General features: G+C 40.1%; 25 protein-coding genes and 2 pseudogenes. 21 read left to right on the top strand and 6 right to left on the bottom strand.

The window, feature by feature from the left end:
* The first annotated feature begins 317 nt into the window (after positions 1-317).
* From BKK50_RS03910 to BKK50_RS03890, 5 genes and pseudogenes are all read left to right on the top strand, one after another.
* A complete protein-coding gene (locus tag BKK50_RS03910) occupies positions 318-536 on the top strand; it encodes a CPCC family cysteine-rich protein (RefSeq protein ID WP_077415506.1) in 219 nt (72 codons plus the stop codon).
* A 91-nt stretch (positions 537-627) separates the two neighbouring features.
* Positions 628-1,263, top strand: a pseudogene (locus BKK50_RS03905) (polymorphic toxin-type HINT domain-containing protein); the annotation flags it as partial.
* A gap of 9 nt (positions 1,264-1,272) precedes the next feature.
* Positions 1,273-1,653: a CDI toxin immunity protein gene (locus BKK50_RS03900; protein ID WP_077415502.1), complete on the top strand. Its 381-nt coding sequence runs from the start codon at positions 1,273-1,275 to the stop codon at positions 1,651-1,653.
* Between the two features lie 145 nt (positions 1,654-1,798).
* Positions 1,799-2,233, top strand: coding sequence for a hypothetical protein (locus tag BKK50_RS03895; RefSeq protein ID WP_077415500.1), 435 nt, complete (start codon positions 1,799-1,801; stop codon positions 2,231-2,233).
* Complete coding sequence (locus BKK50_RS03890; protein ID WP_143529747.1) at positions 2,149-2,511, top strand: hypothetical protein; 363 nt, start codon at positions 2,149-2,151, stop codon at positions 2,509-2,511. Before BKK50_RS03895 ends, BKK50_RS03890 begins: the two co-directional genes overlap by 85 nt.
* Positions 2,512-2,757: 246 nt before the next feature.
* On the opposite strand, the gene BKK50_RS03885 is transcribed toward BKK50_RS03890, so the two are convergent.
* A complete protein-coding gene (locus tag BKK50_RS03885) occupies positions 2,758-5,778 on the bottom strand; it encodes a TonB-dependent hemoglobin/transferrin/lactoferrin family receptor (RefSeq protein WP_077415496.1) in 3,021 nt (1,006 codons plus the stop codon).
* A 303-nt stretch (positions 5,779-6,081) separates the two neighbouring features.
* Between BKK50_RS03885 and mltA the strand changes: the two genes are divergently transcribed.
* The 5 genes from mltA to BKK50_RS03860 all read left to right on the top strand — a co-directional run bounded on the left by mltA (position 6,082) and on the right by BKK50_RS03860 (position 12,008).
* Positions 6,082-7,206 (top strand): murein transglycosylase A, encoded by a 1,125-nt coding sequence (gene mltA / locus BKK50_RS03880; RefSeq protein ID WP_077415494.1) that lies wholly within the window; start codon positions 6,082-6,084, stop codon positions 7,204-7,206.
* Positions 7,206-7,970, top strand: coding sequence for a tRNA cyclic N6-threonylcarbamoyladenosine(37) synthase TcdA (gene tcdA / locus BKK50_RS03875; RefSeq protein WP_077415492.1), 765 nt, complete (start codon positions 7,206-7,208; stop codon positions 7,968-7,970). The genes mltA and tcdA overlap by 1 nt, the downstream gene beginning before the upstream one ends.
* A gap of 176 nt (positions 7,971-8,146) precedes the next feature.
* Complete coding sequence (gene znuA, locus BKK50_RS03870; protein ID WP_077415490.1) at positions 8,147-9,112, top strand: zinc ABC transporter substrate-binding protein ZnuA; 966 nt, start codon at positions 8,147-8,149, stop codon at positions 9,110-9,112.
* Between the two features lie 120 nt (positions 9,113-9,232).
* Positions 9,233-11,380, top strand: a complete 2,148-nt coding sequence (gene rlmKL, locus BKK50_RS03865; RefSeq protein WP_077415488.1) for a bifunctional 23S rRNA (guanine(2069)-N(7))-methyltransferase RlmK/23S rRNA (guanine(2445)-N(2))-methyltransferase RlmL — start codon at positions 9,233-9,235, stop codon at positions 11,378-11,380.
* Between the two features lie 22 nt (positions 11,381-11,402).
* Positions 11,403-12,008 carry a cation efflux transmembrane domain-containing protein gene (locus BKK50_RS03860; RefSeq protein WP_077415486.1) on the top strand — a complete coding sequence of 202 codons (606 nt, stop codon included), beginning with the start codon at positions 11,403-11,405 and terminating at the stop codon, positions 12,006-12,008.
* Positions 12,009-12,076: 68 nt separating this feature from the next.
* On the opposite strand, the gene BKK50_RS03855 is transcribed toward BKK50_RS03860, so the two are convergent.
* On the bottom strand, positions 12,077-12,661 hold the full coding sequence (locus BKK50_RS03855) for an aminotransferase class IV family protein (protein WP_077415484.1): 585 nt from the start codon (positions 12,659-12,661) through the stop codon (positions 12,077-12,079).
* A complete protein-coding gene (locus BKK50_RS03850) occupies positions 12,661-13,644 on the bottom strand; it encodes an aminodeoxychorismate synthase component I (protein WP_167366632.1) in 984 nt (327 codons plus the stop codon). The genes BKK50_RS03855 and BKK50_RS03850 overlap by 1 nt, the downstream gene beginning before the upstream one ends.
* A 41-nt stretch (positions 13,645-13,685) precedes the next feature.
* On the opposite strand from BKK50_RS03850, the gene BKK50_RS03845 reads away from it, so the two are divergent.
* From BKK50_RS03845 to hypE, 8 genes are all read left to right on the top strand, one after another.
* Positions 13,686-14,258 carry an anthranilate synthase component II gene (locus BKK50_RS03845; RefSeq protein WP_077415480.1) on the top strand — a complete coding sequence of 191 codons (573 nt, stop codon included), beginning with the start codon at positions 13,686-13,688 and terminating at the stop codon, positions 14,256-14,258.
* A 75-nt stretch (positions 14,259-14,333) separates the two neighbouring features.
* Positions 14,334-15,488, top strand: a complete 1,155-nt coding sequence (metK, locus tag BKK50_RS03840) for a methionine adenosyltransferase (protein WP_077415478.1) — start codon at positions 14,334-14,336, stop codon at positions 15,486-15,488.
* Between the two features lie 56 nt (positions 15,489-15,544).
* Complete coding sequence (locus BKK50_RS03835; RefSeq protein WP_077415525.1) at positions 15,545-16,054, top strand: SprT family zinc-dependent metalloprotease; 510 nt, start codon at positions 15,545-15,547, stop codon at positions 16,052-16,054.
* Between the two features lie 58 nt (positions 16,055-16,112).
* Positions 16,113-16,736: an opacity family porin gene (locus BKK50_RS03830; protein WP_077415476.1), complete on the top strand. Its 624-nt coding sequence runs from the start codon at positions 16,113-16,115 to the stop codon at positions 16,734-16,736.
* Between the two features lie 9 nt (positions 16,737-16,745).
* Positions 16,746-16,901, top strand: a complete 156-nt coding sequence (locus tag BKK50_RS12420) for a hypothetical protein (protein ID WP_158074652.1) — start codon at positions 16,746-16,748, stop codon at positions 16,899-16,901.
* 87 nt (positions 16,902-16,988) lie between these two features.
* On the top strand, positions 16,989-17,792 hold the full coding sequence (gene hypB / locus BKK50_RS03825; protein ID WP_077415474.1) for a hydrogenase nickel incorporation protein HypB: 804 nt from the start codon (positions 16,989-16,991) through the stop codon (positions 17,790-17,792).
* 10 nt (positions 17,793-17,802) lie between these two features.
* A complete protein-coding gene (gene hypD, locus BKK50_RS03820; RefSeq protein ID WP_077415472.1) occupies positions 17,803-18,915 on the top strand; it encodes a hydrogenase formation protein HypD in 1,113 nt (370 codons plus the stop codon).
* Positions 18,916-18,918: 3 nt separating this feature from the next.
* Complete coding sequence (gene hypE, locus BKK50_RS03815; RefSeq protein WP_077415470.1) at positions 18,919-19,932, top strand: hydrogenase expression/formation protein HypE; 1,014 nt, start codon at positions 18,919-18,921, stop codon at positions 19,930-19,932.
* A 92-nt stretch (positions 19,933-20,024) separates the two neighbouring features.
* Here hypE and hypA read toward each other — a convergent pair whose 3' ends face one another.
* The 3 genes from hypA to BKK50_RS03800 form a co-directional block, all read right to left on the bottom strand.
* On the bottom strand, positions 20,025-20,366 hold the full coding sequence (gene hypA, locus BKK50_RS03810) for a hydrogenase maturation nickel metallochaperone HypA (protein ID WP_077415467.1): 342 nt from the start codon (positions 20,364-20,366) through the stop codon (positions 20,025-20,027).
* A gap of 170 nt (positions 20,367-20,536) precedes the next feature.
* The gene (locus BKK50_RS03805) at positions 20,537-20,941 is read right to left on the bottom strand and encodes a Z-ring associated ZapG family protein (RefSeq protein ID WP_077415465.1); all 405 of its coding nucleotides are present in this window, start codon (positions 20,939-20,941) and stop codon (positions 20,537-20,539) included.
* Positions 20,942-21,026: 85 nt separating this feature from the next.
* The gene (locus BKK50_RS03800; protein WP_077415463.1) at positions 21,027-21,377 is read right to left on the bottom strand and encodes a RidA family protein; all 351 of its coding nucleotides are present in this window, start codon (positions 21,375-21,377) and stop codon (positions 21,027-21,029) included.
* A 121-nt stretch (positions 21,378-21,498) separates the two neighbouring features.
* On the opposite strand from BKK50_RS03800, the gene BKK50_RS03795 reads away from it, so the two are divergent.
* The 3 genes and pseudogenes from BKK50_RS03795 to BKK50_RS03785 all read left to right on the top strand — a co-directional run bounded on the left by BKK50_RS03795 (position 21,499) and on the right by BKK50_RS03785 (position 24,903).
* On the top strand, positions 21,499-22,215 hold the full coding sequence (locus tag BKK50_RS03795) for a YwiC-like family protein (RefSeq protein ID WP_077415461.1): 717 nt from the start codon (positions 21,499-21,501) through the stop codon (positions 22,213-22,215).
* A 105-nt stretch (positions 22,216-22,320) separates the two neighbouring features.
* Positions 22,321-22,758 (top strand): annotated as a pseudogene (locus BKK50_RS03790) (tetratricopeptide repeat protein); the annotation flags it as partial.
* A gap of 207 nt (positions 22,759-22,965) precedes the next feature.
* A complete protein-coding gene (locus tag BKK50_RS03785) occupies positions 22,966-24,903 on the top strand; it encodes an LTA synthase family protein (protein ID WP_077415457.1) in 1,938 nt (645 codons plus the stop codon).
* The last annotated feature ends 210 nt before the right edge of the window (positions 24,904-25,113 follow it).

Below are 25,113 nucleotides of genomic sequence, written 5' to 3'. Positions count from 1 at the left end.
TCTACTACTAGGGTCACTATTAATGATAAAAATATTTGGTCTGAGACTAAGAAATTCTCCTCACAAGAGAATGCTTTATCTCACTGGGAAAAACATAAAAATGAGTTTCCTGAGTTGAAGAATAGTGATGATTATCTAAATTATGTTCATGATTTTATTAAAAATCCTCCTGAGGGAACTTTAATCAAGGAAAGGACTAATGGAGATAAGTTATTCTATTATCCAGAAAAAAATACATTTATATCTATAAATAAAGATGGAGTTCCTAAAACAATGTTTAAACCTGAGGCTGGAATAAATTATTGGGAGAAGCAAAAATGATGAAAAAGGGAGAGTATCTCTGTCCTTGTTGTATGAATTATTCGTTATCAACAGAAAGAGAATATGAAGTTTGTAGTATTTGTGGATGGGAAGATGATCCGGTTCAATTTGATGATCCAGATTTTTATGGAGGAGCTAATCAAATGAGTTTAAATGATGCACGAAAGTGTTTCGAAAAGTATACGAATATAAATTGCAAAAAGATCAAAGCGTAATTTTTGTAAACTATTTGGACTATATTATGAAAAAATGGAAGGGAATATGTAAAACGATAGTATTCAACATGCGCAATAGGTAAATGCACAAAACCTCAAAGCCGGTTACAAACTGTTGTCGGAAAATAATCAATGGCAAACCGTAAAAGGCGTGAGTATTAAACGTGAAAAATTGAGTGCGTATAACTTAACGGTAGAAACCGATCACACTTACTTCATTAAAGGTGCAGGTGGAGATAGTGATGGTGTATGGGTGCATAATGATTGTTGGCACGCCTTACCGAAAGATTCTAAGCGTATTAAAGATATTGATGGGCATAAAGCCTATCAATTTAAAGATCATAGTGGTAATGATATCACGGTTATTCAAAAGGATAGAAATCGTTTTGAGACATTAGACCATAAGGGCGTAGAGACAATTTTACCTAGACAACATAGTTGGGAGGCTGCTAGAAATCTTGCTTTAGAAAAAGTAGGTGATTTAGGTCTAGACTCTAAGCCATTTATTGGAACTTTAGAAATTAGTGATGGATACGGTAAAGTTGTAGGAAGAGTATCATCAGATGGAAAAAAAGGTTGGAGATTAGATTATGATCCCAATAAAGGAATGCATATTAATGTATTTGATTATACTAAAGGTAAAGGTGATAAAGCGATTAAAGAAGTTATTCCATTTAATGGAAACAAAGAGGATTTTAATCGTTATATTAAACAGCTAAATAAATAGGAATATATTATGACATTATTTGATGAATGCAAAGATGCTCTTTCTAGTGATTTTCATCTTCTATCTTTAGAAGAAGAAAAATATGTTTTAGAAAAATTTTATAAATATCCATTTGAGTATGGGAATATAAATAAAACCAGTAATACAATTAATGCTTTTCATTTTAATGAGTTAATGAAGCTTATTGATGAAAAAGAGATAAGCTCAAAAGTTTATATTTTATCAGATATGAAAGGGATTCCTATTTTTAAAACTAATTTATTACTAGCTTTGAGTAAGATAGATGATATTTCTGCGTTATCTACTAAGGTATTTATACTTGGAGATGGCTATTTAGCACAGATCGTTCCTAAAGAGCCACCGATAGATATAGTTAGATTATTAATCTAATCAATAGTGCTATTATTGAAAGCGAAGCAAGCCAAGAGAAAAACCGCTTTAAGACCGGCTCACTCAGTCATACAGATATCGAAAACCGAAGTGAAATTAAAACGGAAAGTGCAAGCATTAGTGCAGGCAGTGGGGGATAAACCCAATGCAGGCAATGAGCAGTGCATTGAGTCTTTTGGGCTACAGCCATGAAAGTGAACGAAGCCAAACGAAATCGGCTATCAGCGAAAACATCCATATTGACACCAAAACACCGGAAAAACTGACCGCACTTTCAAGGGATACGAAAAATGCCAATCAGCAAGTGAATACACAAGACTTGAAGAAAGTGCAAGAGCGGCAGGAAATGGCGAGGGTGATAGGTGAGATTGCTAACAATACCATCAGTATTGCGACTTATGAAGAGCGGGAGAAAATTAACAAGCTCGGTCTTGAGAAGTTCAAACTGGAAGAACAGAAAAAGCCCTTGGTGACAATGATGCTAACCGTGCTCAAGTGGCAGCGCTTGATAAGCAGATTGGCAGTATTACACAGGAAATTAACCAAACCCAACAGAAGATTGATAACAACGTTGGCATAGGCAGCCCAAATGGCATGGCAATCCGTGCGATGACGGCAGCGCTTCAAGCTGCTGCACAAAACGACACCAATGGTGCGATAGTGGCACTTGCCTCGCCTTATCTCAACCAAAAAATCCACGAAATGACAGATGGTGATACCGCAAAAGACAAGGCAGCAAACTTAGCTGCCCATGCTCTTCTCTCAGCAGTAGAGTTCCAAGTGACAGGCAAAGACCCACTGACGGGAGCGATAGCGGGAGTAACAGGAGAAGCCACGGCAACCCTACAGATGTGTTAAATAGTAATGGGTATCAAGAGTAGAGTGTGTGGAGCAGGGCTTTATATGCTACTCAAAAAATTTGCAAACTTTTAACAAAAGTTTATTGCGTATTTGTTGTTAAAATAATCAAAAAGTTTGTAAATTGAACATTTTGATCTGATTGAATAAGGCGGTTAATTATCATAAAAAATACCTGTATCTGACAACATTTCCTCAGAAACAGGCATTTATACATGATAAATAGGTTCTAAATGGTTAAATGAACTAGAATTTCATATTTAAACTCACAAAATAGTTTCGCCCAGGGGCTGCATAACGAGCAATACTTCCATACTGACTTTCTGCGTGTACTGAGTTAGTCGAGCTACGGCGCACGGACTCCCAAGTGCTATATTGCTTGTTTAAAAGATTATATATACCGGCATTAACCGTGATATTTTTTCCTACTTTGTAATAGCCTAGCAAATCTATCGTTTTCCAAGATTCCGTTTCTATATGAGTCACCTTAAACTTGTTGTTTGGATGATTTGGATCTTTTGCAAGGAATCTTGTTGTGGCTAATTCGTTGACATCTTTTGCTTTTGAGTATGTCATAATCAGAGAACTTCCCCATTTTTCGGAAGGGGCATCATAATTAAGTCCGATAACAACTCGATCAGGTTGTATCGCATCAAATGGATAGAGAGTGCCATGTATGAGGCGATCATCTATTCTTGTTGCTTTTTTAGGTTTCGATTTTTCGTAGGTGATATTTGTACTAAAACCTGATGGGATAATCTGCATTATTGAATGAAGATCAAGGTATCCTTGGATACCATATCCCTCAATCGTTGCGTTAGAAAAATTGTAATCTTGCCTAATTGATGATTCTCTCTCCGTTGCAAGACTGATTAGATTTTTGTAACTACTAATAAATTTATTGGCTTCTAAATATCCCCAATTTCCTTTAAACCCTACACTCACTTCATGATGAGTCGATGTTTCGGGTTTTAAATGAGCGGTTGACCTTTTCCCATGAGGCGACCAACCGTAAACTTCTTGACTACTTGGATTTCTAAATCCTGTAGAATAGTGATAGGCGATATTAATTTGCTCAATGGGTTTGAGCATAACATTAAATTTATAGGTGGTATTGTCGTATTCTCTTGATACCAAAAATTTTTTATCTCCGGAGACGGAATCACGATCTCGAAGAAAACCTCCACCAATATCAAGATATTTTCCAAAAGAAATCTGATTATACAAACCGAAATATTTGTTTTTTCCTTTAAGTTTAAAAGAACAGCGTCTATCTTTACTACATACATCGGCAGTAAGGAGATCTCGTGAATCTACTCGTCCTAGATGATGGGGAATATAAATTTCATATCGTCCCCCATTTTTATTTGGTCTCAGTTCATTTTCTAGCCCGCCATATCGCATGACATAGGCGTGGTGATTCTGTGTAACCTGATAACGAGTAGCACCAGCGGTCATATTTATGCGGTAAGTTATTGGTTCAAACTGAAAAGTCTTATCATATTTTAGACCTAAATGTGAACGTTTTTCTTGATAGAATACATTGTCTAGATCTTCTGATGAGCCAGGTTTATCTCGACTTGCACGACAATTTTTATCTGCCACTGGATATTTACTACAACTCAAGGTACGATAATCCGAATCAATACTGATTTTTTGTAGATCCAAATTAAACTCAAGTTTATCTGCCCATTTATTTTTAGGTTCAATAATATAATAGAGGCTTTGACGTTGTTTACGATGTTCTTCGGTACTAAAACGAGTTTTTGTATAAGCCAAAGGTGCATACGGACCCATCGCTATATCGTCAAGATAGGCTCCCCCGCTACCGGGATGTGGGATCTGATTTACAAAATCTCTTATAGTCTGATCATATTCTCTTTTTAACTCATCATACGCTTTCCACGCTTTATCTTCCGGGGTATTTACTCCTGATTTATCGTATTCTTTCTTTTTTTCACGGAATTCAATTAATTTTTTCTTATATTCATCAAAGGCCTTGTAGTATCCATCCCAATCATATCCTTCCGGACAATCTTTGCAGTAAAAACCATCACCTGTAGGCGCTCTAGGGTATTTAGGTCTAGGATCCGGAACTGAAGGGGGAGGCGGTGGAACATAATAGTAAGCTCGTTCCTTCATATCTCTAGTAGCGTAACGCTGTTTTGTATCCTCAAAAATTCCTCCGATTAATTGGTTTGGTGTAATTTCATATTCAAGGCGTGTCAAATAAGAATGGGTTTTGCTTTTTAGCGGATCCGGTGCTTCTCTATCCGGACCTGTATAATCTTTAGCTGACACTATTTCTGTTGGATGGACCATTTGCTTGAGTTGTTCAAGTTCCTCAGGGGTAAATTCTCTCCCTTTATTGGAATCTTTATAGTCGTCCATCGCACTTTTTAAATCATGAAACCTGGTGAAGCGAGATAAATAAAAAGGTTCTGTACAGGTTTCACATTTATAGAATATGCCATTAGTATTCACCTCGTTTGGTATTGGGGTGCTAAGTCGATATTTATCAACATATGCGCCCAAACGGCGAAGTTCTATTTTTTTATTCATCACATCATCATGAATTTTTGTTTCTTTGCCATGACGATGGGTGTATTGAAAGAGCCCTTTTAAATGCCCGATATGAAATGCTGTTCCCAATGATTGCATAAATTGGCTGTTTTTACTGCTGTAAGCCGTTTTACTTGTCAGCGCAAATTTTTCTCCTTCCGATAAAATGTCATCTACGCTTTTGGTTTTAAAGTTAACCGAGCCTCCTAGTGCACCATTACGAGCCTGGAATGATTGGCTACCCTTATCAATTTCAACGCTAGAGATATTTTCGAGTTCTACCTCATTTCTTGCTCCACTTCCGACCGGTTCATAAAAATCACTGATATTCGTGGTGTGGGACTGGAGCTGGGGAATGCCATCAACGGTGATAGCCACTCTATTTTTATCAACGCCCCGTATAGCGAAGCCTGATGTTCCGCCTCTGTTTTGTTCAACAACAGAAACACCTGCATCGTAACGAATGAGATCTCTGATGTTATTGACTTGTTGCTTTTCTAATTGCTCACTGTTTTTGATTATTTTAGAGTTCGTTGAGATCTCGCTTATATTGGCTGTCACATTAATTTCTTCTAATTGTGCGATATTATCATCCGGCAGAGGGCTTGCCGTGGCAAAAGGCGAAAGTATAGCAGGGATCAAAAAAGTGGCTTTCATAATGATGATTTTTTTGTTGCATTGAATATGTTGATGAAATAACGGCATTTGCCTTGTCTCCTTAAATTTAATGTTTAAAAAGAAATTAAAGATTTGAAATGAGCCTTTCACGGACTACTGCCTATTTTTCCGTTATAGCGAACGGAGTATAATTTATTTGATAATTATTATCAATATCATATATTGCAATTTGAGAGGATATTCGTTTTCACTGAGATATTCGATTACCTGATAATATTCATTTGGTTATGATTTGTGAGGTTTTGATGAGAAATTATGCTAGTAGTTTTAGGCAATTTTTGATAGCGTATGCGACCTTATAAAAATTCATTTTTGGTTTAGGAATAGAATATGAAATGTCGTCAAAATCTCGGTATTAAAGTTTTCTGTGTGTTAGCCATCGCCTCTATTTTAGTGGCTTGTGGTGGTTCTTCCAATAAGTCCACACCGAAAGGAAGTGCTCCTGTGCTTACGCCTACGGGGGACGATCCGCAAAAATTTGGTGCGAAATACCGTGGTCGAAGCTATCAACAGCGTATTTTATCGCCGGTTTCCCGTGTGGAAAACCAAAGTGCGGTCATTAATCAGGGGGATTTTTTAACGCAACTTTCTAATGTGAAAGCCTATTCCGGTCGATTAGCAGATCGTTTTTATGGTAACTATCAAAAAATTACCAATTGGGTGCTTGCCGGTGCGGATGTCAGTGAATTATCTGATTATGGTATTTTCCCTCAAATTATGAAAGGTTTTGACGGTTATCAAAACGTGTTGATGACAGGCTATTATTCGCCGGTCATTCACGCCCGCCGCACACCGCAAGGAAAATTCCAACACCCTATTTATGCAATGCCGGCGAACAAACGTTTTACCCGTGCACAAATCTACGCCGGTGCATTGGAAGGGAAAGGGTTGGAGTTAGCTTACAGCGATTCGATGCTTGATAACTTTTTACTTGGTGTGCAGGGAAGCGGTTATGTTGATTTTGGTAACGGCAATTTAAATTATTTCGCCTATGCCGGACAAAATGGCTTTAAATATCAAGCGGTAGGGCGTTTGTTGGTGGAAGACGGAGAAATTCCAAAAGAGAAAATGTCGATTCAAGCGATTCGTGATTGGGGAAAGGCAAATCCTTCACGGGTTCAAGGCTTGTTAGAGCGTAACCCATCTTACGTCTTCTTTAAAAATGATCCAAGTGGAAAAGTCAAAGGTTCTGCCGGTGTGCCTCTTGTGCCAATGGCAGCGGTGGCATCAGATCGCAATGTGATTCCGTCCGGTTCCGTTTTATTGGTAGAAGTGCCGGATATTGATAATGATGGCAATTGGAAAGGCACGCATAAATTACATTTAATGGTGGCATTAGATGTGGGCGGTGCAGTAAACGGTCATCATTTTGATCTCTATCGTGGTATTGGCGATCAAGCAGGGCATATCGCCGGGCTTTCAAAACATTATGGTCGTGTTTGGGTATTGCAATAATGGTACGTATAGATAACTACGAACAGCGATTTGGTGGTATCGGGCGACTTTATACGCCCGAAGGCTTAGAGCGTCTTCGTCAAGCGCATATTTGTGTTATTGGCATTGGCGGCGTTGGCTCGTGGGTGGTGGAAGCACTGGCTCGCTCAGGTATTGGACAACTCACTCTGATTGATATGGACGATATTTGCGTGACCAATATCAACCGCCAACTTCCAGCGTTGAGCGGCAATATCGGAAAGCTTAAAACAGACGTGATGGCAGAGCGGGTAACGCTGATTAATCCTGAGTGTACCGTTCATATCATTGATGATTTTATTTCACCGGATAATCAGGCGGACTATCTTAATCGTGGCTATGATTATGTGATTGACGCCACTGATCATGTCAAAACCAAAGCTGCGATGATCGCCTATTGCAAACGCAATAAAATTAACATTATCACTGTAGGCGGTGCAGGGGGACAAACGGATCCTACCCAAATTCAAATTGCCGATTTAAGCAAAACCATTCAGGATCCCTTGTTGGCAAAAGTGCGGTTGGTTTTACGCAAGGATTTTAATTTTACTCAAAACCCACAACGCAAATTCGGTATTGATGCCGTGTTTTCTACTCAGCCGTTAATTTTTCCCAAAATGGGGGAAAATTGTGAAATCTCCGCAACGATGAATTGTGCCAATGGATTTGGGGCTGCCACAATGATTACCGCCACCTTTGGTTTTTTTGCCGTTTCACGAGTGATTGATAAATTATTGAGAAAATAAAATATCAATCTTTCATTGAAGGCAACGCGAGTTGCCTTTTTGTTACATAAAATCCTATTCATTTTTCCAATGAAAAAATCTCATTAAATATCCATATAAAATCATTGCAATTTATTTTAAAAAGTGTAGGCTTTCACACCTATTTGAGAATCATTATTAATAATTGAGGAGACAAAGTGAAAACAAGAGTAAAAATAAGCGCCATTTCAACCGCACTTTTCAGCCTTCCTATGATAGCGAATGCGGATGTATTGGCATCGGTAAAACCCCTTGGTTTTATTGCTTCAGCCATTGCGAATGGCGTAACCGATACGCAGATACTTGTTCCGGCGGGCGCATCTCCCCATGATTACAGCTTAAAACTCTCCGATATTCAAAAGGTGAAATCAGCGGATTTAATATTATGGGTGGGTGAAGACATTGATTCATTTTTAGAAAAACCGATAAGTCAAATTGACCCCAAAAAAGTGATGACTATTGCCGAGCTTGAAGAAATTAAGCCCTTATTAACTCAAGCCCATCATAAACATTCTTATGAAGATAGCGAGCACGATCACAAACATAATCATAAACACGAACACAAAGATGGGGATGAACATCATCACGATCATAATGACGAAGGATTAGGCACCAACTGGCATATTTGGTATTCGCCAAAAATAAGTCAAATCGTGGCACAACAGGTGGCGGATAAACTGATCGGGCAATTTCCGTCTAAAAAAGCGGTAATTGAGAAAAACTTGGCGGATTTCAACCGCACTTTGGCGCAACAAAACGATAAAATCAAAGCCCAACTTGCGCCTTTTAAAGAAAAAGGTTTCTTTGTTTTCCACGATGCTTACGGTTATTTCAATGATGCTTACGGCTTAAAACAAACCGGCTATTTCACCATTAATCCACTGGTCGCACCCGGTGCGAAAACCCTTGCCCATATCAAAGAAGAGATCGCTGAACATCGTGTCAACTGTTTGTTTGCGGAACCGCAATTTACCCCGAAAGTGATTGAATCTTTGGCGAAAGGCTCGGCGGTGAATGTGGGGCGTTTGGATCCCCTTGGTGATGGGATAACCCTAGGGATAAATTCCTATGCCAATTTCCTTCAAGCAACGGCCGACAGTTATGCGCAGTGCTTGGGTAAATAATCGTAATGTTTTGATAGATGGTGGGGAAACCCGCCATTTTTTGTTTCTGAAATCCATACTCACCTAATTTGAATGGAAACTTATGCTATAATCGCCAAAATTTTTTTCTTGAGATCCCAAATGAAACAACTATTCGCCACCACCTCCCGTGGCTTTGAAGAACTGCTAAAAGTTGAGCTGACAGAGCTCGGCGCTGTGGATACCAAAGTGGTACAGGGCGGTGTGCATTTTCAAGCCGATGAGGAAACCCTTTATCGCACCTTGCTTTGGTCCCGCCTTGCCTCACGCATTTTATTGCCTTTAATTGAAACTAAAATTTACAGTGATTTAGATCTCTATGCGGCGGTTTCAGCCTTTAATTGGCTTGCATACTTTGATGAGCGGGTCACCTTTTTTGTGGATTTTAACGGCACTAACCGAGAAATTCGCCATACTCAATTTGGCGCAATGCGAGTGAAAGACGGCATTGTGGATTACTTTGAACGCCAAGGCAAAGCCCGCCCGAATGTGGATAAAATGCAACCGGATGTGCGTATTCATGCTTATTTGAATCGTGAAGAATTCGTGATTTCCCTTGATCTGAGTGGGGAAGCATTACATTTACGGGGTTATCGTGAAGATAGCGGTCAGGCACCTTTGCGTGAAACCTTGGCAGCGGCGATAGTGTTGCGTTCTGGTTGGAAAGTGGGGACACCGTTGGTGGATCCTATGTGTGGCTCAGGTACATTACTTATTGAAGCAGCACAAATGGAAGCTCATATCGCCCCTCAATTACATCGGCTACATTGGGGATTTGATTTTTGGAAAGGGCACAATCAAACTGTTTGGGAAAAGGTGAAAAATGAAGCCATTCTGGCGGCGGAAGAAAAACAAGGCAAAATTCAACCGCACTTTTATGGCTTTGACCTCGATCATCGTGTATTAAAAAAAGCCCAACGCAATGCGAAAAATGCCGGTGTCGCACATTTGATAAAATGGCAACAAGGTGATGTGGCAGCACTCATTAATCCAACGCCGAATGAAACCGGTACGGTAATTTGTAATCCGCCTTATGGTGAACGCTTAGGCACAACACCGGCGTTGATTGCCCTTTATTCCGTCTTTGGACAACGTTTGAAAAAAGCCTTTGGCGGTTGGAATGCCTCCATTTTTAGTAGTGAGGCGACTTTACTGGATTGCTTGAGAATACGGGCCAATCGTCAATTCAAAGCGAAAAATGGGCCATTAGATTGTGTTCAGAAAAATTATCAGATTTCTGCTCGAATGAGCGAAGAAAGTGCGCTGGAAAATTCCCTTGAATTTAACCGCACTTCAGAGGTGGCGGTGGATTTTGCCAATCGTTTACAAAAGAATATCAAGAAAATTGAAAAATGGGCGAAACAGCAAGGGTTAGATGCCTATCGTCTTTATGATGCGGATTTGCCGGAATATAACCTTGCGGTGGATCGTTATGCCGATCATATCGTGGTGCAAGAATATGCCGCCCCTAAAAATATTGATGAAAATAAAGCCCGCCAACGTTTGTTGGATGCGGTAACGGCAACTTTGAATGTGACCGGCGTGGAAACCAACAAACTGATTTTAAAAGTCCGCCAAAAACAAAAAGGGACGAATCAATATGAAAAATTAGCCAATAAAGGCGAGTATTTTTATGTGAATGAATACGGTGCACAACTTTGGGTCAATTTAACGGATTATTTGGACACCGGTCTATTTTTAGATCATCGCCTCACCCGAAAAATGGTGGGGGAGTTAGCGAAAGGGAAAGACTTCCTGAATTTGTTTGCCTATACGGGCTCTGCTACCGTTCACGCTGCATTGGGTGGGGCAAAATCGACCACTACGGTGGATATGTCGAACACTTACCTCAACTGGGCGGAACAAAATCTTATTTTGAATGATCTTGAAGGCAAACAACACAAACTAATCCAAGCGGATTGTTTACAATGGTTGGAAAAATGTGATCGCCAGTTTGATTTAATTTTTGTGGATCCGCCCACGTTTTCCAATTCAAAACGTATGGAAGCCAGTTGGGACGTTCAGCGTGATCACATTAAATTAATGGCAAATTTAAAACGTATTTTACGCCAAGGCGGCACCGTTGTTTTCTCTAATAATAAACGGGGCTTCAAAATGGATTTTGCCGGGCTGGAGGCATTGGGGCTAAGTGCAGTGGAAATTTCCCACAAAACTTTACCTCTGGATTTTGAACGCAACAAACAAATTCATAATTGTTGGTTGGTTACTGAGAAAAACTACGCTAGATAATTCTAAATTCACGGAGATTACTATGTCATGCTCAAACTGTTGTCATTCAACACCTGTTCACATCTCTTCAGAATACCGTAAAGCTCTATGGATTGCCTTTGGGCTAAATTTCGCAATGTTTTTTGTGGAAATTCTCATAAGTATAACATCAAGATCAACGTCATTATTATCTGATAGCTTAGATTTTTTTGGAGATAGCGCCAATTATTTAATCAGTCTATATGTTCTACCTATGGCGTTGATTCATCGTGCCAAAGCCTCTCTAGTAAAAGGGGTAACAATGGGGGGATTCGGTATGTTCATTCTTTTTACTACGATATACCGTTGGTTCTATGGCGAAATTCCTCACTATAGTCAAATGAGTATTGTTGGCTCTCTTGCATTATTGACTAACCTTGTTGCGATGTGGGTTCTCTACCGTTTCCGAGAAGGAGATAGTAATATGCGTGGTGTTTGGCTTTGTACAAGAAATGATGCAATGGGGAATCTGGTGGTTATTTTGGCAGGTGTAGTGGTTTATTTTACACAATCCAAATACCCTGATTTAGTTGTTGCTTTTATCCTCTCATTTCTTGCGATTCAAGCGTCTAAAGCGATTATCTTACAAGCTTTGGGGGAATTAAAATAGCAATCGAGGGTTGTGAAATATTGTTTCATGAATAAAAAATATTTCTTACATTGGGGGAATGATACACTCTATGGATATAAAATAGCTGACAACCCATTCATCGCATTAATGATCCTTATTTCATTAAATTTTTCAATGTCCTGTGCATAAATTGTGGCTTCTCTAATTTTGCCTTCCTGCAGTAATTTTTCCCGTTGTGTGCCGGCTAATAACGGCGTATCGGGCGTGAGCCATTGATTGCCTTGACGAAAAATGAGATTGCCGATGGAACAATCCGTTACTTTCCCCTGTTTAATAATCATAATCTCATCGCAATTTCCCCGTTGGGCGAAAAGGGAATTGAGCAAATCCCGATTGGCATATTTCAGACTGTAATCAATTTCATCACAAACAATGGGCTGAAAAGTGCGGTAGGTTTTTCGCTGATATTCAAAATACTGAATTTGTGTGCTTTCCGCATTGTAATCAATACGACAACGCACCAATTGATTTTGTAAGTGAGACGGCAGTTGGATTCGCTCAAAAAGATTGAAAATTTTGACCGCACTTTTGCCATAGAATTGTCGCAAGCTTCGTTCATAACGGGCTTGATGATATTCAATGTTGAGAATGTTGCCCTGTTCAATGGCAAGGGTTTCAAATAGGGGAAACATTAATTTTTCCCCTTAATCGGTAAGTAAACTTTTTCGAGCAATTCTTGATATTCATCTTCCACACGGCTTTGAATGGTAATGCCGCCCCCGCTGTGAAAATAATATTTGTCGTCCACCTGAGAGATAAAGCGAATCGCAACGGCACTTTGTAGGTTCTTACCATCAAAAAGACCAAAAATACCGGTGTAATAACCTCGTGGTTGGCATTCTGCTTGTTGAATAATTTGTACGGTTTTTTCTTTGGGAGCGCCGCTAATCGATCCGGCCGGCAATAATGTAGCAAGCAAATCACCAATATGTTGTTGCCAGTTTTTGTCTAATTCACCACAGATCTCCGAACTTGTCTGCAAAATTTCGCCTTTTTGCGTGGCAATGCGGTCTACATAACGGAATGTGGTTACCTGAATATTGCTTGCCACCATGGCTAAATCGTTACGCATTAAATCCACAATAGTGTAGTGCTCACGTTGTTCTTTTTCATCATTTAACAGCCGGTTTTCCGCATCAGGTAAAGCCGCATTGATGGTACCTTTCATAGGATAAGTGAAAATTTTATTGCCTTGAATATGGATAAAGCATTCCGGTGAAAAGCAAACAAATTGATTTTTTAACCATAATTTATAAGGGGCATCCGCTTGATAAAAAAGCGATTCAAAATCAATATTTCCTGTAATTTCAGTGGGATAGGTTAAATTTAATAAATAGGAGTTTCCCTGTTGTAATTGTTGTTGTACCACATCAAAACGTTGCTGATATTGGGCAAAAGCAGGAGGATGTTTTTCAATAGAAATGGCTTGTTGGGCTTTACCGAGATAGTTGGTTTTGCCTTGAAGATTAAAATAAATGCCTTGGTTTGCGACTTCTTCTAAAGGAAAAATTAAGGGCTTTTGCTGTTCAAAGTCAATCAAAAAAAAGAAGGGGAGGGATTTTGCCCCATACTGATTGGCTTGTTGGATAAAATGTTGCATTGTGCTATTTCTAATTTAGCGTAAAATTGCCCGATTATAACGAAAGCCGAGCAGTTATGAAATTACTCATTATTGATAATCACGATTCCTTCACTTTCAATTTAGTGGAGCTGGTTCGCCGCCTTGGTGTGGTTTTTGATGTGCGAAATGTGGAAACGCTACAAGAAAACACGCCTGAACCTTATAGTCATATTTTAATTTCACCGGGGCCCGATGTGCCGAGGGCTTATCCTCAACTTTTTGCGATGTTGGAGCGGTATCACCAGCAAAAATCCATACTTGGCGTATGTTTAGGGCATCAAACTTTGTGTGAGTTTTTTGGTGGCAAGCTTTATAACCTCGAACAAGTTCGCCATGGGCAAAAGCGGGCGTTAAAAGTGCGGTCAAATTCACCGTTGTTTTTAGGATTACCCATGGAATTTGATATTGGGTTATACCATTCTTGGGCTGTGCAGGCTGAACATTTTCCCGAAGAATTAGCGATCACCGCCGTTTGTGATGAAAATGTGGTGATGGCAATGCAACATAAATCTTTACCGATTTATGGTGTCCAGTTTCATCCGGAATCTTATATGTCGGAATATGGTGAGCAAATTTTGCGAAATTGGTTAAATATTACCCCATATTAGGGCTTGATTCTTCAAATAAAATTCGTATTATAGCCGTCTATACGTCAATACTTCTAAATCGAAAAGAGAGAAATTATGTCTAGTTATTTATTTACCTCGGAATCCGTGTCTGAAGGACATCCGGATAAAATTGCCGATCAGATTTCTGATGCGGTCCTTGATGAAATTTTAAAACAAGATCCCAAAGCCCGTGTAGCCTGTGAAACCTATGTGAAAACCGGTATGGCATTAGTGGGCGGTGAAATCACCACATCGGCGTGGGTGGATATCGAAAATCTCACCCGCAAAGTCATTTGTGATATTGGTTATGAACATTCCGATATGGGCTTTGACGGCCATTCTTGTGCTGTGTTAAATGCCATTGGTAAGCAGTCTGCAGATATTAATCAAGGCGTGGATCGTGAAAATCCTTTAGATCAAGGGGCGGGCGACCAAGGGATTATGTTCGGTTATGCCACCAATGAAACAGAGGTATTCATGCCTGCCGCCATTACTTATGCGCATCGCCTCATGCAAAAACAAGCAGAAGTGCGTAAAAGCGGTAAATTAGCTTGGTTGCGTCCCGATGCGAAAAGCCAGGTAACGCTAAAATACGAAAATAACAAAATTGTCGGTGTGGATGCGGTGGTGCTTTCTACTCAACATTCAGAAGAAATTAATCAAAAAGATCTTCACGAAGGGGTGATGGAAGAAATCATCAAACCGGTATTACCAAGTGAATGGCTTGCAAAAGACACCAAATTTTTCATCAACCCAACGGGGCGTTTTGTAATTGGCGGGCCAATGGGCGATTGTGGGCTAACCGGTCGTAAAATCATTGTGGATACTTATGGTGGCGCAGCACGCCATGGTGGTGGGGCATTTTCCGGTAAAGACCCGTCAAAAGTGGACCGTTCAGCCGCTTATGCCGCACGTTATGTGGCGAAAAATATCGTGGCTGCCGGTTTAGCAGATCGCTGTGAAATTCAACTTTCTTATGCCATTGGCGTAGCAGAACCCACTTCCATTATGGTGGAAACCTTTGGTACGGGTAAAGTGGCCAATGAATTGTTGGTGGCATTAGTGCGTGAATTCTTTGATTTACGCCCCTATGGTTTAATTAAGATGCTTGATTTGATTAAACCGATTTATCGTGAAACAGCGGCTTATGGCCATTTCGGCCGTGAGCAATTCCCATGGGAAAAAGTAGATCGTGCAGAAGAATTGCGTGCGGCGGCAGGGTTGAAATAATCCTATTATAAATGACTAAAACCGCTATCTTTGGCGGTTTTTATTTTTTCAGTTTTATGCTTTCATCACACACTCAATTCCGTCATTTAAAAATGCAGGTTCAGCGTAAACTTGTCGAGTGTTTACGTCTTGCGGAACAGTATTTTAAACGTGAATTTCTAATGCCGATAGTCAATTATGATTTGCGAGGGGTGAAAGCCGGGGTCGCGTATTTACAAAAAAACGAAATCCAATTTAACCGCACTTTATTGCTTGAAAATACGCAGGAATTTATTCATCAAGTGGTGCCCCATGAATTAGCGCATTTAATTGTGTATCAGGTATTCGGACGAGTGAAGCCCCATGGCAAAGAATGGCAGGGGGTGATGAATGAGGTTTTTCATTTACCGGCAGACACCTGCCACCAATTTGATGTGAAAAATGTTCAAGGGAAAACCTTTGAATATCGCTGTGCGTGTCAAACCCATGCTTTAAGTATTCGACGCCATCATCGAATTTTAAAAGAAGATGTGGAATATTTATGTCGGAAATGTAAAGGGAAATTAGTATTTATGGGTGATAACTAATTTAGATTATGTTACACTCCAGCTGATTTTTTACTCACAATAACATAGGAGCTATCCCATGAAGAAATCATTATTAGCATTAGCTATCGGTGCATTAGCCGTTGTTTCAACCGCAAATGCAAACTGGTATGTTCAAGGAGATTTGGGCTATTCAAAAATTAAATCGTCAGGTGACGATACCAACTTTAGTAAAAATAAATTTACCCCAAGTTTAACTGTCGGTTATAAATTGTCTAATACTCGTTTTGCTTTAGATTACACCTATTATGGTAAGTCTAGCCATTCAGAATTAAGTAGTTATGATGGGGCTGATTTAACAGGCGCTCATATTCACTTAACCGGACCGGAAAAATCGGAGTTAAAACTTAATTCTTTCGGTTTTTCAGCAATTTATGATATTGATCTTAATTCACCAATCGTCCCTTATATCGGTGCTCGTTTATCCTATAACACCTTTAAGTTCGATAGACATTTTTATGCGACAAATGGAACAGATAGTTATAGTGAATCAAATTCTTTAAAAGAGCATAAGTTTGGCTATGGTGTGTTAGCCGGCGTATCTTACAACTTTGCACCAAACTGGGCAGTAAATGGTGGCATTGAGTATAACCGTTTAGGTAAATTTAACGATGTTAAAGTGAACCAATATGGCGCAAAAGTAGGGCTCCGTTACGAATTCTAATTTTGGACTATGCCAAGTGCGGTCAAAATTGCGCTATTATTTAGCGATCCAGAGACCGATAAAACCGTATTTGATGATGAATTAAATACGGTTTATTTTTTGCTTGATATTTTAAATTCCTACTATGCTTTAATTGAATTAGTCGATGAAATTATCAGTTTGTGATCCTCGTCAAAGAAACAAATTTAAATTATGTTATGCTTGTTAAAAATTTGTTGAATTATTTTCAGCATCCACAACAATGGAGGATCTATGTGTACAACCTGTGGCTGTGGACATCCCGAACAAGTTCGTATTGGCGAATTGCCTCATTCGCATTCAACACAAGAGCATAATGAGCAGGGCACACCGAATTTTTCTCATTCCACCTTTCATTTCAATCAACCGGTCGAAATTGATGATACACAGAAACGCTTGTTAAAAATTGAGCAAGATGTGCTAGGCAAAAATAATCAATTTGCCAATCAAAATCGAACGTTTTTTGCTAAACAACATATTTTGGCATTAAATTTAGTCTCAAGCCCCGGTTCCGGTAAAACCACATTATTGGTATCCACGTTAAACGCACTCAAAAATGACCGCACTTGTTATGTGATTGAAGGGGATCAACAGACGGAAAATGATGCGGATCGCATTCGTGCCACCGGCGTACCCGCCATTCAGGTCAATACAGGTAAAGGATGTCATCTTGAAGCGCAAATGGTTGGTGAGGCGATAGTAAAATTACGTCCGCAATCAAATAGTATTATGTTTATTGAAAACGTGGGAAATCTGGTTTGCCCGTCAGAATTCGACCTTGGTGAAAAAGCAAAAGTGGTGATTTTATCTGTCACGGAAGGGGAAGATAAACCTTTGAAATATCCCCATATGTTTGCCGCCTCTAGTCTGATGATCTTAAACAAAGTCGATTTATTGCCTTATTTAACATTTGATGTTGCCCAATGTATTGCCAATGCAAAACGTGTGAATCCCAACATTAAAATTATTCAGCTTTCTGCAACGACAGGGCAGGGGGTGGATGAATGGTTGGCGTGGTTAGCGCAACAAAGTGAATAAGGATCCGATAATGAAATTTGTCGATGAATTTCGCCATCCCGAGCTTGCTCGCAGTTTAGTGAAACAACTTGAAAAATGGATGGAAAAATTACCGCACTTTAGTGAGGAAAATCCCTTGTATTTAATGGAAGTGTGCGGTGGGCATACCCATACTATCTTTAAATTTGGCCTTGATCGTTTGTTGCCGAAAAGCATTGAATTTATTCACGGTCCCGGCTGTCCGGTATGCGTATTACCTATGGGGCGGATTGATGTGTGTATTGAAATTGCCCTCAAACCGAATGTGATTTTCTGTACATTTGGTGATGCAATGCGGGTAAGAGGGCGGAAAGGCTCATTACTGGAGGCTAAATCAAGGGGCGCTGATGTGCGCATTGTGTATTCTCCGTTGGATGCGCTAAATATTGCACAGCGTCATCCCGATAAATCAGTCGTATTTTTTTCCCTCGGTTTTGAAACCACAATGCCAAGCACGGCAATCACCCTTCAGCAGGCAAAAAAGCTCGGAACAAAAAATTTTTGGATTGTTTGTCAAAACATCACCATTATTCCAACATTGCATAGTTTATTGGCTCAGGATCAGGTAAAAATTGACGGTTTTATTGCGCCCGGTCACGTGAGTATGGTGATTGGTTGCAAACCCTATCAAAGTATTGTTGATAAATATCGTAAACCCTTTGTGGTTACAGGGTTTGAACCCCTGGATATTTTGCAGGCAATCGTGATGCTCGTTCAGCAATTTGTAGAGGGACGTTGCGAAATTGAAAATCAGTACAAACGTATTGTAGAGAATCAGGGTAACCTTTTGGCACAAAATGCAATGCGGGATGTTTTTCAATTGAAATCAAGTAGCGAATGGCGTGGGTTAGGTGAAATTGAACAATCCGGCGTGGAATTAACGGCGGATTATCGACAGTTTGATGCAGAAATTCACTTCCAAAGCCAAACACAAAAAGTGGCGGATGATCCCAATTCCCGTTGCGGAGACGTATTGATTGGACGGTGCAAACCTTCTGATTGTCCATTATTTGGAACAGGCTGTCATCCTGATAATGCTTATGGGGCATTGATGGTCTCTTCTGAAGGGGCGTGTGCCGCTTATTATCAATATCGTAGAGAATAATATATGAGTAAATTTATTACTATGGCGCACGGCAATGGCGGTTTTGCAATGCAGCAACTTATCCAAGATTATTTCGTAGAAGCCTTTGCGAACTCCATTTTAGCGCAAGGAGAAGATCAAGCACGGATTCCATTGGATTTTCTTGCACAACAAGGCGAAATGTTATCTTTCAGTACCGATAGTTTTGTGATCGATCCCATTTTTTTCCCGGGGGGGGATATTGGTAAATTGGCAGTTTGCGGCACGGCGAATGATGTCGCCGTATGTGGGGCGATACCTCAATACCTTTCTTGCGGATTTATTTTAGAGGAAGGCTTACCCTTGGCAGAATTAAAACAGATTATTCAATCAATGGCACAAACTGCGCATGAAGCCGGGATCCAAATCGTAACAGGCGATACGAAAATCGTACAAAAAGGGGCGGTAGATAAAATTTTCATTAATACCAGTGGGCTTGGTGTGATACCTAAAGGGATTGATTGGGGGATTCATCAAATCCAATCCGGTGATAAGATCATTGTGAGTGGCACCATTGGCGATCATGGAGCAACTATGCTTAATTTACGTGAAAACTTAGGGATTCAAACGGCTCTGAAAAGTGATTGTGCCGTGCTTTATCCCTTGATCGCGCGTTTGCGTGAATTGGACGGCGTAAAAGCTGTGCGTGATGCCACTCGTGGCGGCGTGAATGCAGTGCTACACGAATTTGCTCAGGCTCAACAACTAGGGGTAACGATTGATGAGCAAGCCTTACCTATTCGCCAAGAAGTGCGCGGTATCTGTGAACTACTTGGTTTGGATGCCTTAAATTTTGCGAATGAAGGAAAATTAGTGATTGTTGCTGCCGCTGAAAAAACATCGGAAATTTTGACCGCACTTCGAGCGCATCCCCTTGGCGAAAATGCCGCCGTGATTGGTGAGATGACAGGGGATAGAAAAGTACGCATCACCGGGATTTTTGGGCAGAGTCGATTATTGGATTTACCAACAAACGAGCCTTTGCCAAGAATTTGTTGATATTTAATCAAGTAAAGTGGGAATGTCTTCTCATAACTCAATGAAAAATAAGCGTTTTTTAGTGATTTAACCAAAAAAGGAAACGCTATATTTTATTCAAATGCCATTTCTTTAATTCTGAGCTCATCACCGGTTTGCCGCTGCAAATTTGTGCTCGCACATTGAGGGCAAACATCGTGATGAGTTTGGATTTCTACCACCGTTTCACATTGCCAACACCAGGCTTTTGCTGCAATTGGGATGAGATGCAATTTACAGCCTTCAGCCGGGGTGTTTTGGCAAGCCATATCAAAACAAAATTTAAGGGCATCGGGTTCTACACAAGAAAGCGTGCCAATTTCTAACCAAAGATCGGTTACTTTGTTGATATTATGCGTTTGGCATTGTTGTTCCACAATTTCCAGTATATTTTGGCAAAGTGATAGTTCGTGCATTGTTTTCCCCAAAAAAATCCACGGTATTCTGCAATCCTAAACAAGGATGGATATCATCATTGAATATAGTCAATAATCAGATTGTATCAATGTGATGAAAAATGCAATTGCCCATAAATTTATGGGCAATTAAGAGATTAAATTTTTGTACGATGGTGACTGAATGCGATTTATTGATTCTTTTCTTCATTCGGCTTAAATAAACCCGATGAGCCTTCAGAATAATCCCGTGGCGGCTCCTCTTGTGGTTTATCCGTAGCTGTGATTAATTGCTGAGTGAATAAGCCCCTTGGTTTTTTTCCTAATAAGGTATCGGAAGATTGGGCATAGTGACGATAGAGTTTTTGATAGTCGCCAATGAGGGTTTTAAACAATTCTGCGCTTTCAGCAAAGTGTTTTTCCAATTGTTCATTTTGATTATCAAGTTGGGCTTTTACGCTTTTAAGCTCTGTTTCCGTTTTCACTTGTTGTTTAACGGAAGCCTTGGTTAAACGTAAAATCAAGTAGCCGATAATCACGCCGGCAATAAGCCCAATACCGGCGGCTTGCCACATTTCAGTTGTCCAAGTTTGCATAATTTACTCCTTTTACTGTGTGAGAATGTTTGGATTGTAAAACAAATGAAAAAAAATTTCTTTGCAATGGATCACAAATTCACGATTAAACCGCCGCAGTGATGACTATTTCTACCTTCCACGCTGATATGGCAAGTTTGGCTTCCACCGTGGCTCGGCTTGGCGGATTTTCAACATCAACCCACTCATCCCAAGCTTGATTGAATTGTGCATAGTCTTGCATATCCGCAAGAAACACTTGGGCATTAAGAATATGGCTTTTATGAGAACCGATTTCCACCAGCAATTGATCGATGAGTGAAAGCACTTCCTTGGTTTGTTCGTAAGCATTTTTTTCTACGGTGGTTTCCGGAACTTGTCCAGCAAAATAAGCCACACCGTTATGAATCGAAACTTCACAAAAACGTGAACTTGGTCGGATACGTTGAATGGTCATTATTATTTCCTTCTATTTCCTTCGGTTTGGGATTTTTTGCATTCTAAAGGGCTGCGTGGTTTTTGTAAATCTTATGTAAACAGCGTAGAATTCCCGATAATTATTTTCAGCTAAAATCACTATGAAATTATTTATTTCTCATCAGCACGGTGCCATGGTTATGGCATTGTTACCTTTTCTTTATGGGATGTTGTTGGCGCATCCTGTGTGGGCACATAGCTTTTTATTTTTGGCTTGGTGCGCACTTTATTTAATGTCTTATCCTTTCTTGAGTTTGTTTAAAGATAAAAATAATCCACTATATCGAAAGTGGGCAATGATTTATGCCATAGCAACTTTTCTTTTTGCTCTCCCTGCCTTGTTTTATAACGGAAAAATACTTTATTTCGGGGCGGCGATGTTGCCTTTTGTCGGTATCAATATTTATTACATCAAACAAAAAAACGAACGCCATTTGTTGAACGACTTTGCCGGCATTGCGATTTTTGCCCTTGCCGGTATGGGATCTTATTATTTTTCTGACCGCACTTTTGATGCCCAAATGGGGTGGGTTGCGACTTATCCTACGCTATTTTTTATTGGCACCACACTTTATGTCAAATCTATGATGCGGGAGAGGAAAAATCCCCGTTATTGGAGGGTTTCCATCTTCTTTCATACTGTCCTTGTGGCTTATTTTGCAGTCATCGAACAAGGTTATTTGATGTTGGCATTTGGCGTGGGGTGGATCCGTGCGATTTATTTGCCGAGAAAGAAACTTTCTGTTAAACAAGTCGGTCTAATGGAGTTCGTTATCACCGCCATTTTTTTTATTTTTCTTTTGCTCGGTACGTTATAGTTTACAGATAGTAGGATAAATACCATGAAAAAATCATTTCTTATTTTGACCGCACTTTTCTCGTTTTCAACCTTTTCTCAAGGGGAAAAGACAAACCCTATGGAAAAATTGACCGATCAACAACGTCTGGATATGGCACAGGATTTTGCCAATAAGCAGGATTGGAAATCCGTCTTTAATATTATGCAGCCCCTAGCCCTTGAGGGAAATGTGATGGCACAAAGCAATTTGGGTATGTTGTATAACCTGGGACGTGGTGTACAGAAGGATCAAGAAAAAGCCTATTGGTGGTTTAGTGAAGCAGCAGAGCGAGGCAGTATTCGTGCCATTAATAATTTAGCCATGATGTATTATCAAGGGGGCTATGTTAAAAAAGATATTCCTCAAGCGATTAAATTATTTGAAACCACGGCGAAATCGAGAGATTTAGATGCCATGATGATGCTCTCTGAAATTTACCTTAATCAAAAAAATGAAATCAAAGCCTTTGAATGGGTGAAAAAAGCGGTGGATTTGGATAATCCTATCGCTAAATTGCGTTTAGGGATCTTCTATGAAGAAGGCATCGGCACCAAGGTCAATAAATCCCTCGCTTCATTAATGTATCGTGAAGTGCTGATTTCACAAGATATTTCCAATGAGGTGAGAAAAACCGCCGAGCAACGATTATTACGTCTTCGTTGAGCTAAACGGCGGTGAAAATACCCCTTAAATGGGGAAAATTCCATCACATACAAAAAAGAGAACTTTATGAAACCTCAACGTTCCCCTTTATTTCCGATCTTCCTTTTTGTGTTGATCAATCTTTTTATTTTTTCTTTATCCCGTTTGGGATTAGCCCTCTGGCAAGCTGACCGTGTTTCTGCGGTTGAGGGTTGGGTGGCGCTATTTGTGCAAGGGATACGCATTGATGTGGTCGCACTATGCTACTTATTTGGTGTGCCTGCGTTGCTCACGGTATTGTTTCACTCCAGTGAGCTTTGGAAAAAAATCCTGCGAGCTTGGCTAACGCTCGGTAGCGTGTTTATTCTTTTTATGGAGATTGCCACCCCCGCTTTTATTGAAACCTACGATTTCCGCCCGAACCGTTTATTCATTGAATACCTTATTTATCCGAAAGAAGTCTTTACCATGCTCATGGAAGGACATCAAAGTGCGGTCATTTTTGGTCTTGTTTTTACCGTTTTAGCCACAGTGATTTACTGGAAAATTTCCGGTTGGGCAGTGAAGGATTTACGCCCGATGAGTTGGAAATGGCGTCCGGTGGTGGCATTATTGGTTATCGCTGTCAGTTTCTTGGGGGCTCGTTCAACCTTGCAACATCGTGGAATAAACCCGGCAATGGTGGCGTTTTCTTCCGATGCCTTAGTCAATTCTTTGGTCTTAAATTCCGGTTATTCGGTGCTTTATGCCGCACAACAATTTAAAGATGAAGAAAATTCCTCAGCGGTGTACGGCAAAATGGATACCGATGAGATGTTGCGTATTATCAAAGCTGTCCGAGGCAGACCGGAGAGTGATTATATTTCCGATAAATTTCCTACCCTCACTCAAAATATCGCCACCTATCAAGGAAAGCCTAAAAATATTGTGATCCTGTTACAAGAAAGTCTTGGTGCACAATTTATCGGTGCTTTAGGTGGCAAACCCCTTTCACCGAATATCGATAAACTCGCCAAAGAGGGGGGGTTTTTTGAAAATCTCTATGCCACAGGCACTCGCTCTGTGCGGGGAATTGAAGCCGTCACAACCGGTTTTACGCCCACCCCGGCACGTGCTGTGGTGAAATTAAATAATGCACAAAGTGATTTTTTTACTATTGCCGATTTTCTTGCCAAACAAGGCTATGACACCTCCTTCATTTATGGTGGTGAAAAGCACTTTGATAATATGGCGAGTTTCTTCTATGGCAATGGGTTTAAAACCATTATTGATCAACAGGATTATAACAATCCCAAATTTACCGCCACTTGGGGCGTGAGTGACGAAGATTTATTTGACAAAGCCCATGAAACCTTCAGCAAATTACAGGATGAAGGAAAACCTTTTTTCAGCCTTGTGTTTAGCTCAAGTCATCACGATCCTTTTGAATTTCCGGACGGCAAAATTGAACTCTACGAACAACCGAAAGCCACGAGAAATAATACAGCGAAATATGCCGATTATGCGATTGGACATTTTTTTGAATTAGCGAAAAAATCGAATTATTGGAAAGACACCATTTTCTTGGTGATTGCCGATCATGACTCTCGGGTTGCCGGTGCGCAATTAATGCCAATTAAGCATTTTCATATTCCGGCATTAATCTTAGGGGAGGGCATTGAGCCACGCCGTGATAGCCGTTTGGTGAGCCAAATTGATATTCCGACAACTTTGCTTTCTTTGGCTGGCGGACAGGGAAATTACCCGATGATCGGGTTTGATTTAACGAAAAATGTTGATCCTGATCGTGCCATTATGCAATTTGATCAAACACAAGCCTTAATGAAAAGTAACGGTGATGTGGTGATCCAAATGCCGAATAAAGCGGCTCAGGGCTATTATTACGATAAAACCAAAGCAACCCTCACAGAAAAAACCGTACCGGAAGAAATGAAAAAAGAGGCTTTGGCATATGCATTGCTTGGAAGTTATTTATATAAAAACCGATTGTATCAATTGGAGGATAAATCAGAAAAAAGGCCGTGAAAGCCTTTTTCTAAGAAAAATAAGTGGTGATAACGAGCAAGGTGCGGTCATAACACTCGGTATTATGTAGTAAATGCACAAAAACAGAAATTTTAACTGAACGTAGGGACACACTGCGTGTGTCCGTTATAAAAATCAATTATTTCAATATGTTAAAATTCGGACACACGCAGTGTGTCCCTACAAGATAACAAAAAGCAACATTGTGCA

Source organism: Rodentibacter rarus, from assembly GCF_001998965.1.
Classification (GTDB): Bacteria; Pseudomonadota; Gammaproteobacteria; order Enterobacterales; family Pasteurellaceae; genus Rodentibacter; species Rodentibacter rarus.
Note: the sequence above shows the minus strand (reverse complement) of the source record. Positions and strands in the feature narration are given on the sequence as shown.

Excerpts from the sequence above, each read along its gene's own strand:
- hypD (WP_077415472.1), top strand. The coding sequence starts at position 17,803 with ATGAAATTTGTCGATGAATTTCGCCATCCCGAGCTTGCTCGCAGTTTA.
- BKK50_RS03785 (WP_077415457.1), top strand. The coding sequence starts at position 22,966 with ATGAAACCTCAACGTTCCCCTTTATTTCCGATCTTCCTTTTTGTGTTG.
- BKK50_RS03800 (WP_077415463.1), bottom strand. The coding sequence starts at position 21,377 with ATGACCATTCAACGTATCCGACCAAGTTCACGTTTTTGTGAAGTTTCG.
- BKK50_RS03900 (WP_077415502.1), top strand. The coding sequence starts at position 1,273 with ATGACATTATTTGATGAATGCAAAGATGCTCTTTCTAGTGATTTTCAT.
- BKK50_RS03830 (WP_077415476.1), top strand. The coding sequence starts at position 16,113 with ATGAAGAAATCATTATTAGCATTAGCTATCGGTGCATTAGCCGTTGTT.
- metK (WP_077415478.1), top strand. The coding sequence starts at position 14,334 with ATGTCTAGTTATTTATTTACCTCGGAATCCGTGTCTGAAGGACATCCG.
- BKK50_RS03795 (WP_077415461.1), top strand. The coding sequence starts at position 21,499 with ATGAAATTATTTATTTCTCATCAGCACGGTGCCATGGTTATGGCATTG.
- BKK50_RS03910 (WP_077415506.1), top strand. The coding sequence starts at position 318 with ATGATGAAAAAGGGAGAGTATCTCTGTCCTTGTTGTATGAATTATTCG.
- mltA (WP_077415494.1), top strand. The coding sequence starts at position 6,082 with ATGAAATGTCGTCAAAATCTCGGTATTAAAGTTTTCTGTGTGTTAGCC.
- hypB (WP_077415474.1), top strand. The coding sequence starts at position 16,989 with ATGTGTACAACCTGTGGCTGTGGACATCCCGAACAAGTTCGTATTGGC.
- BKK50_RS12420 (WP_158074652.1), top strand. The coding sequence starts at position 16,746 with ATGCCAAGTGCGGTCAAAATTGCGCTATTATTTAGCGATCCAGAGACC.
- tcdA (WP_077415492.1), top strand. The coding sequence starts at position 7,206 with ATGGTACGTATAGATAACTACGAACAGCGATTTGGTGGTATCGGGCGA.
- hypE (WP_077415470.1), top strand. The coding sequence starts at position 18,919 with ATGAGTAAATTTATTACTATGGCGCACGGCAATGGCGGTTTTGCAATG.
- BKK50_RS03860 (WP_077415486.1), top strand. The coding sequence starts at position 11,403 with ATGTCATGCTCAAACTGTTGTCATTCAACACCTGTTCACATCTCTTCA.
- BKK50_RS03845 (WP_077415480.1), top strand. The coding sequence starts at position 13,686 with ATGAAATTACTCATTATTGATAATCACGATTCCTTCACTTTCAATTTA.
- hypA (WP_077415467.1), bottom strand. The coding sequence starts at position 20,366 with ATGCACGAACTATCACTTTGCCAAAATATACTGGAAATTGTGGAACAA.
- BKK50_RS03895 (WP_077415500.1), top strand. The coding sequence starts at position 1,799 with ATGCAGGCAATGAGCAGTGCATTGAGTCTTTTGGGCTACAGCCATGAA.
- rlmKL (WP_077415488.1), top strand. The coding sequence starts at position 9,233 with ATGAAACAACTATTCGCCACCACCTCCCGTGGCTTTGAAGAACTGCTA.
- BKK50_RS03885 (WP_077415496.1), bottom strand. The coding sequence starts at position 5,778 with ATGCCGTTATTTCATCAACATATTCAATGCAACAAAAAAATCATCATT.
- BKK50_RS03805 (WP_077415465.1), bottom strand. The coding sequence starts at position 20,941 with ATGCAAACTTGGACAACTGAAATGTGGCAAGCCGCCGGTATTGGGCTT.
- BKK50_RS03835 (WP_077415525.1), top strand. The coding sequence starts at position 15,545 with ATGCTTTCATCACACACTCAATTCCGTCATTTAAAAATGCAGGTTCAG.
- BKK50_RS03855 (WP_077415484.1), bottom strand. The coding sequence starts at position 12,661 with ATGTTTCCCCTATTTGAAACCCTTGCCATTGAACAGGGCAACATTCTC.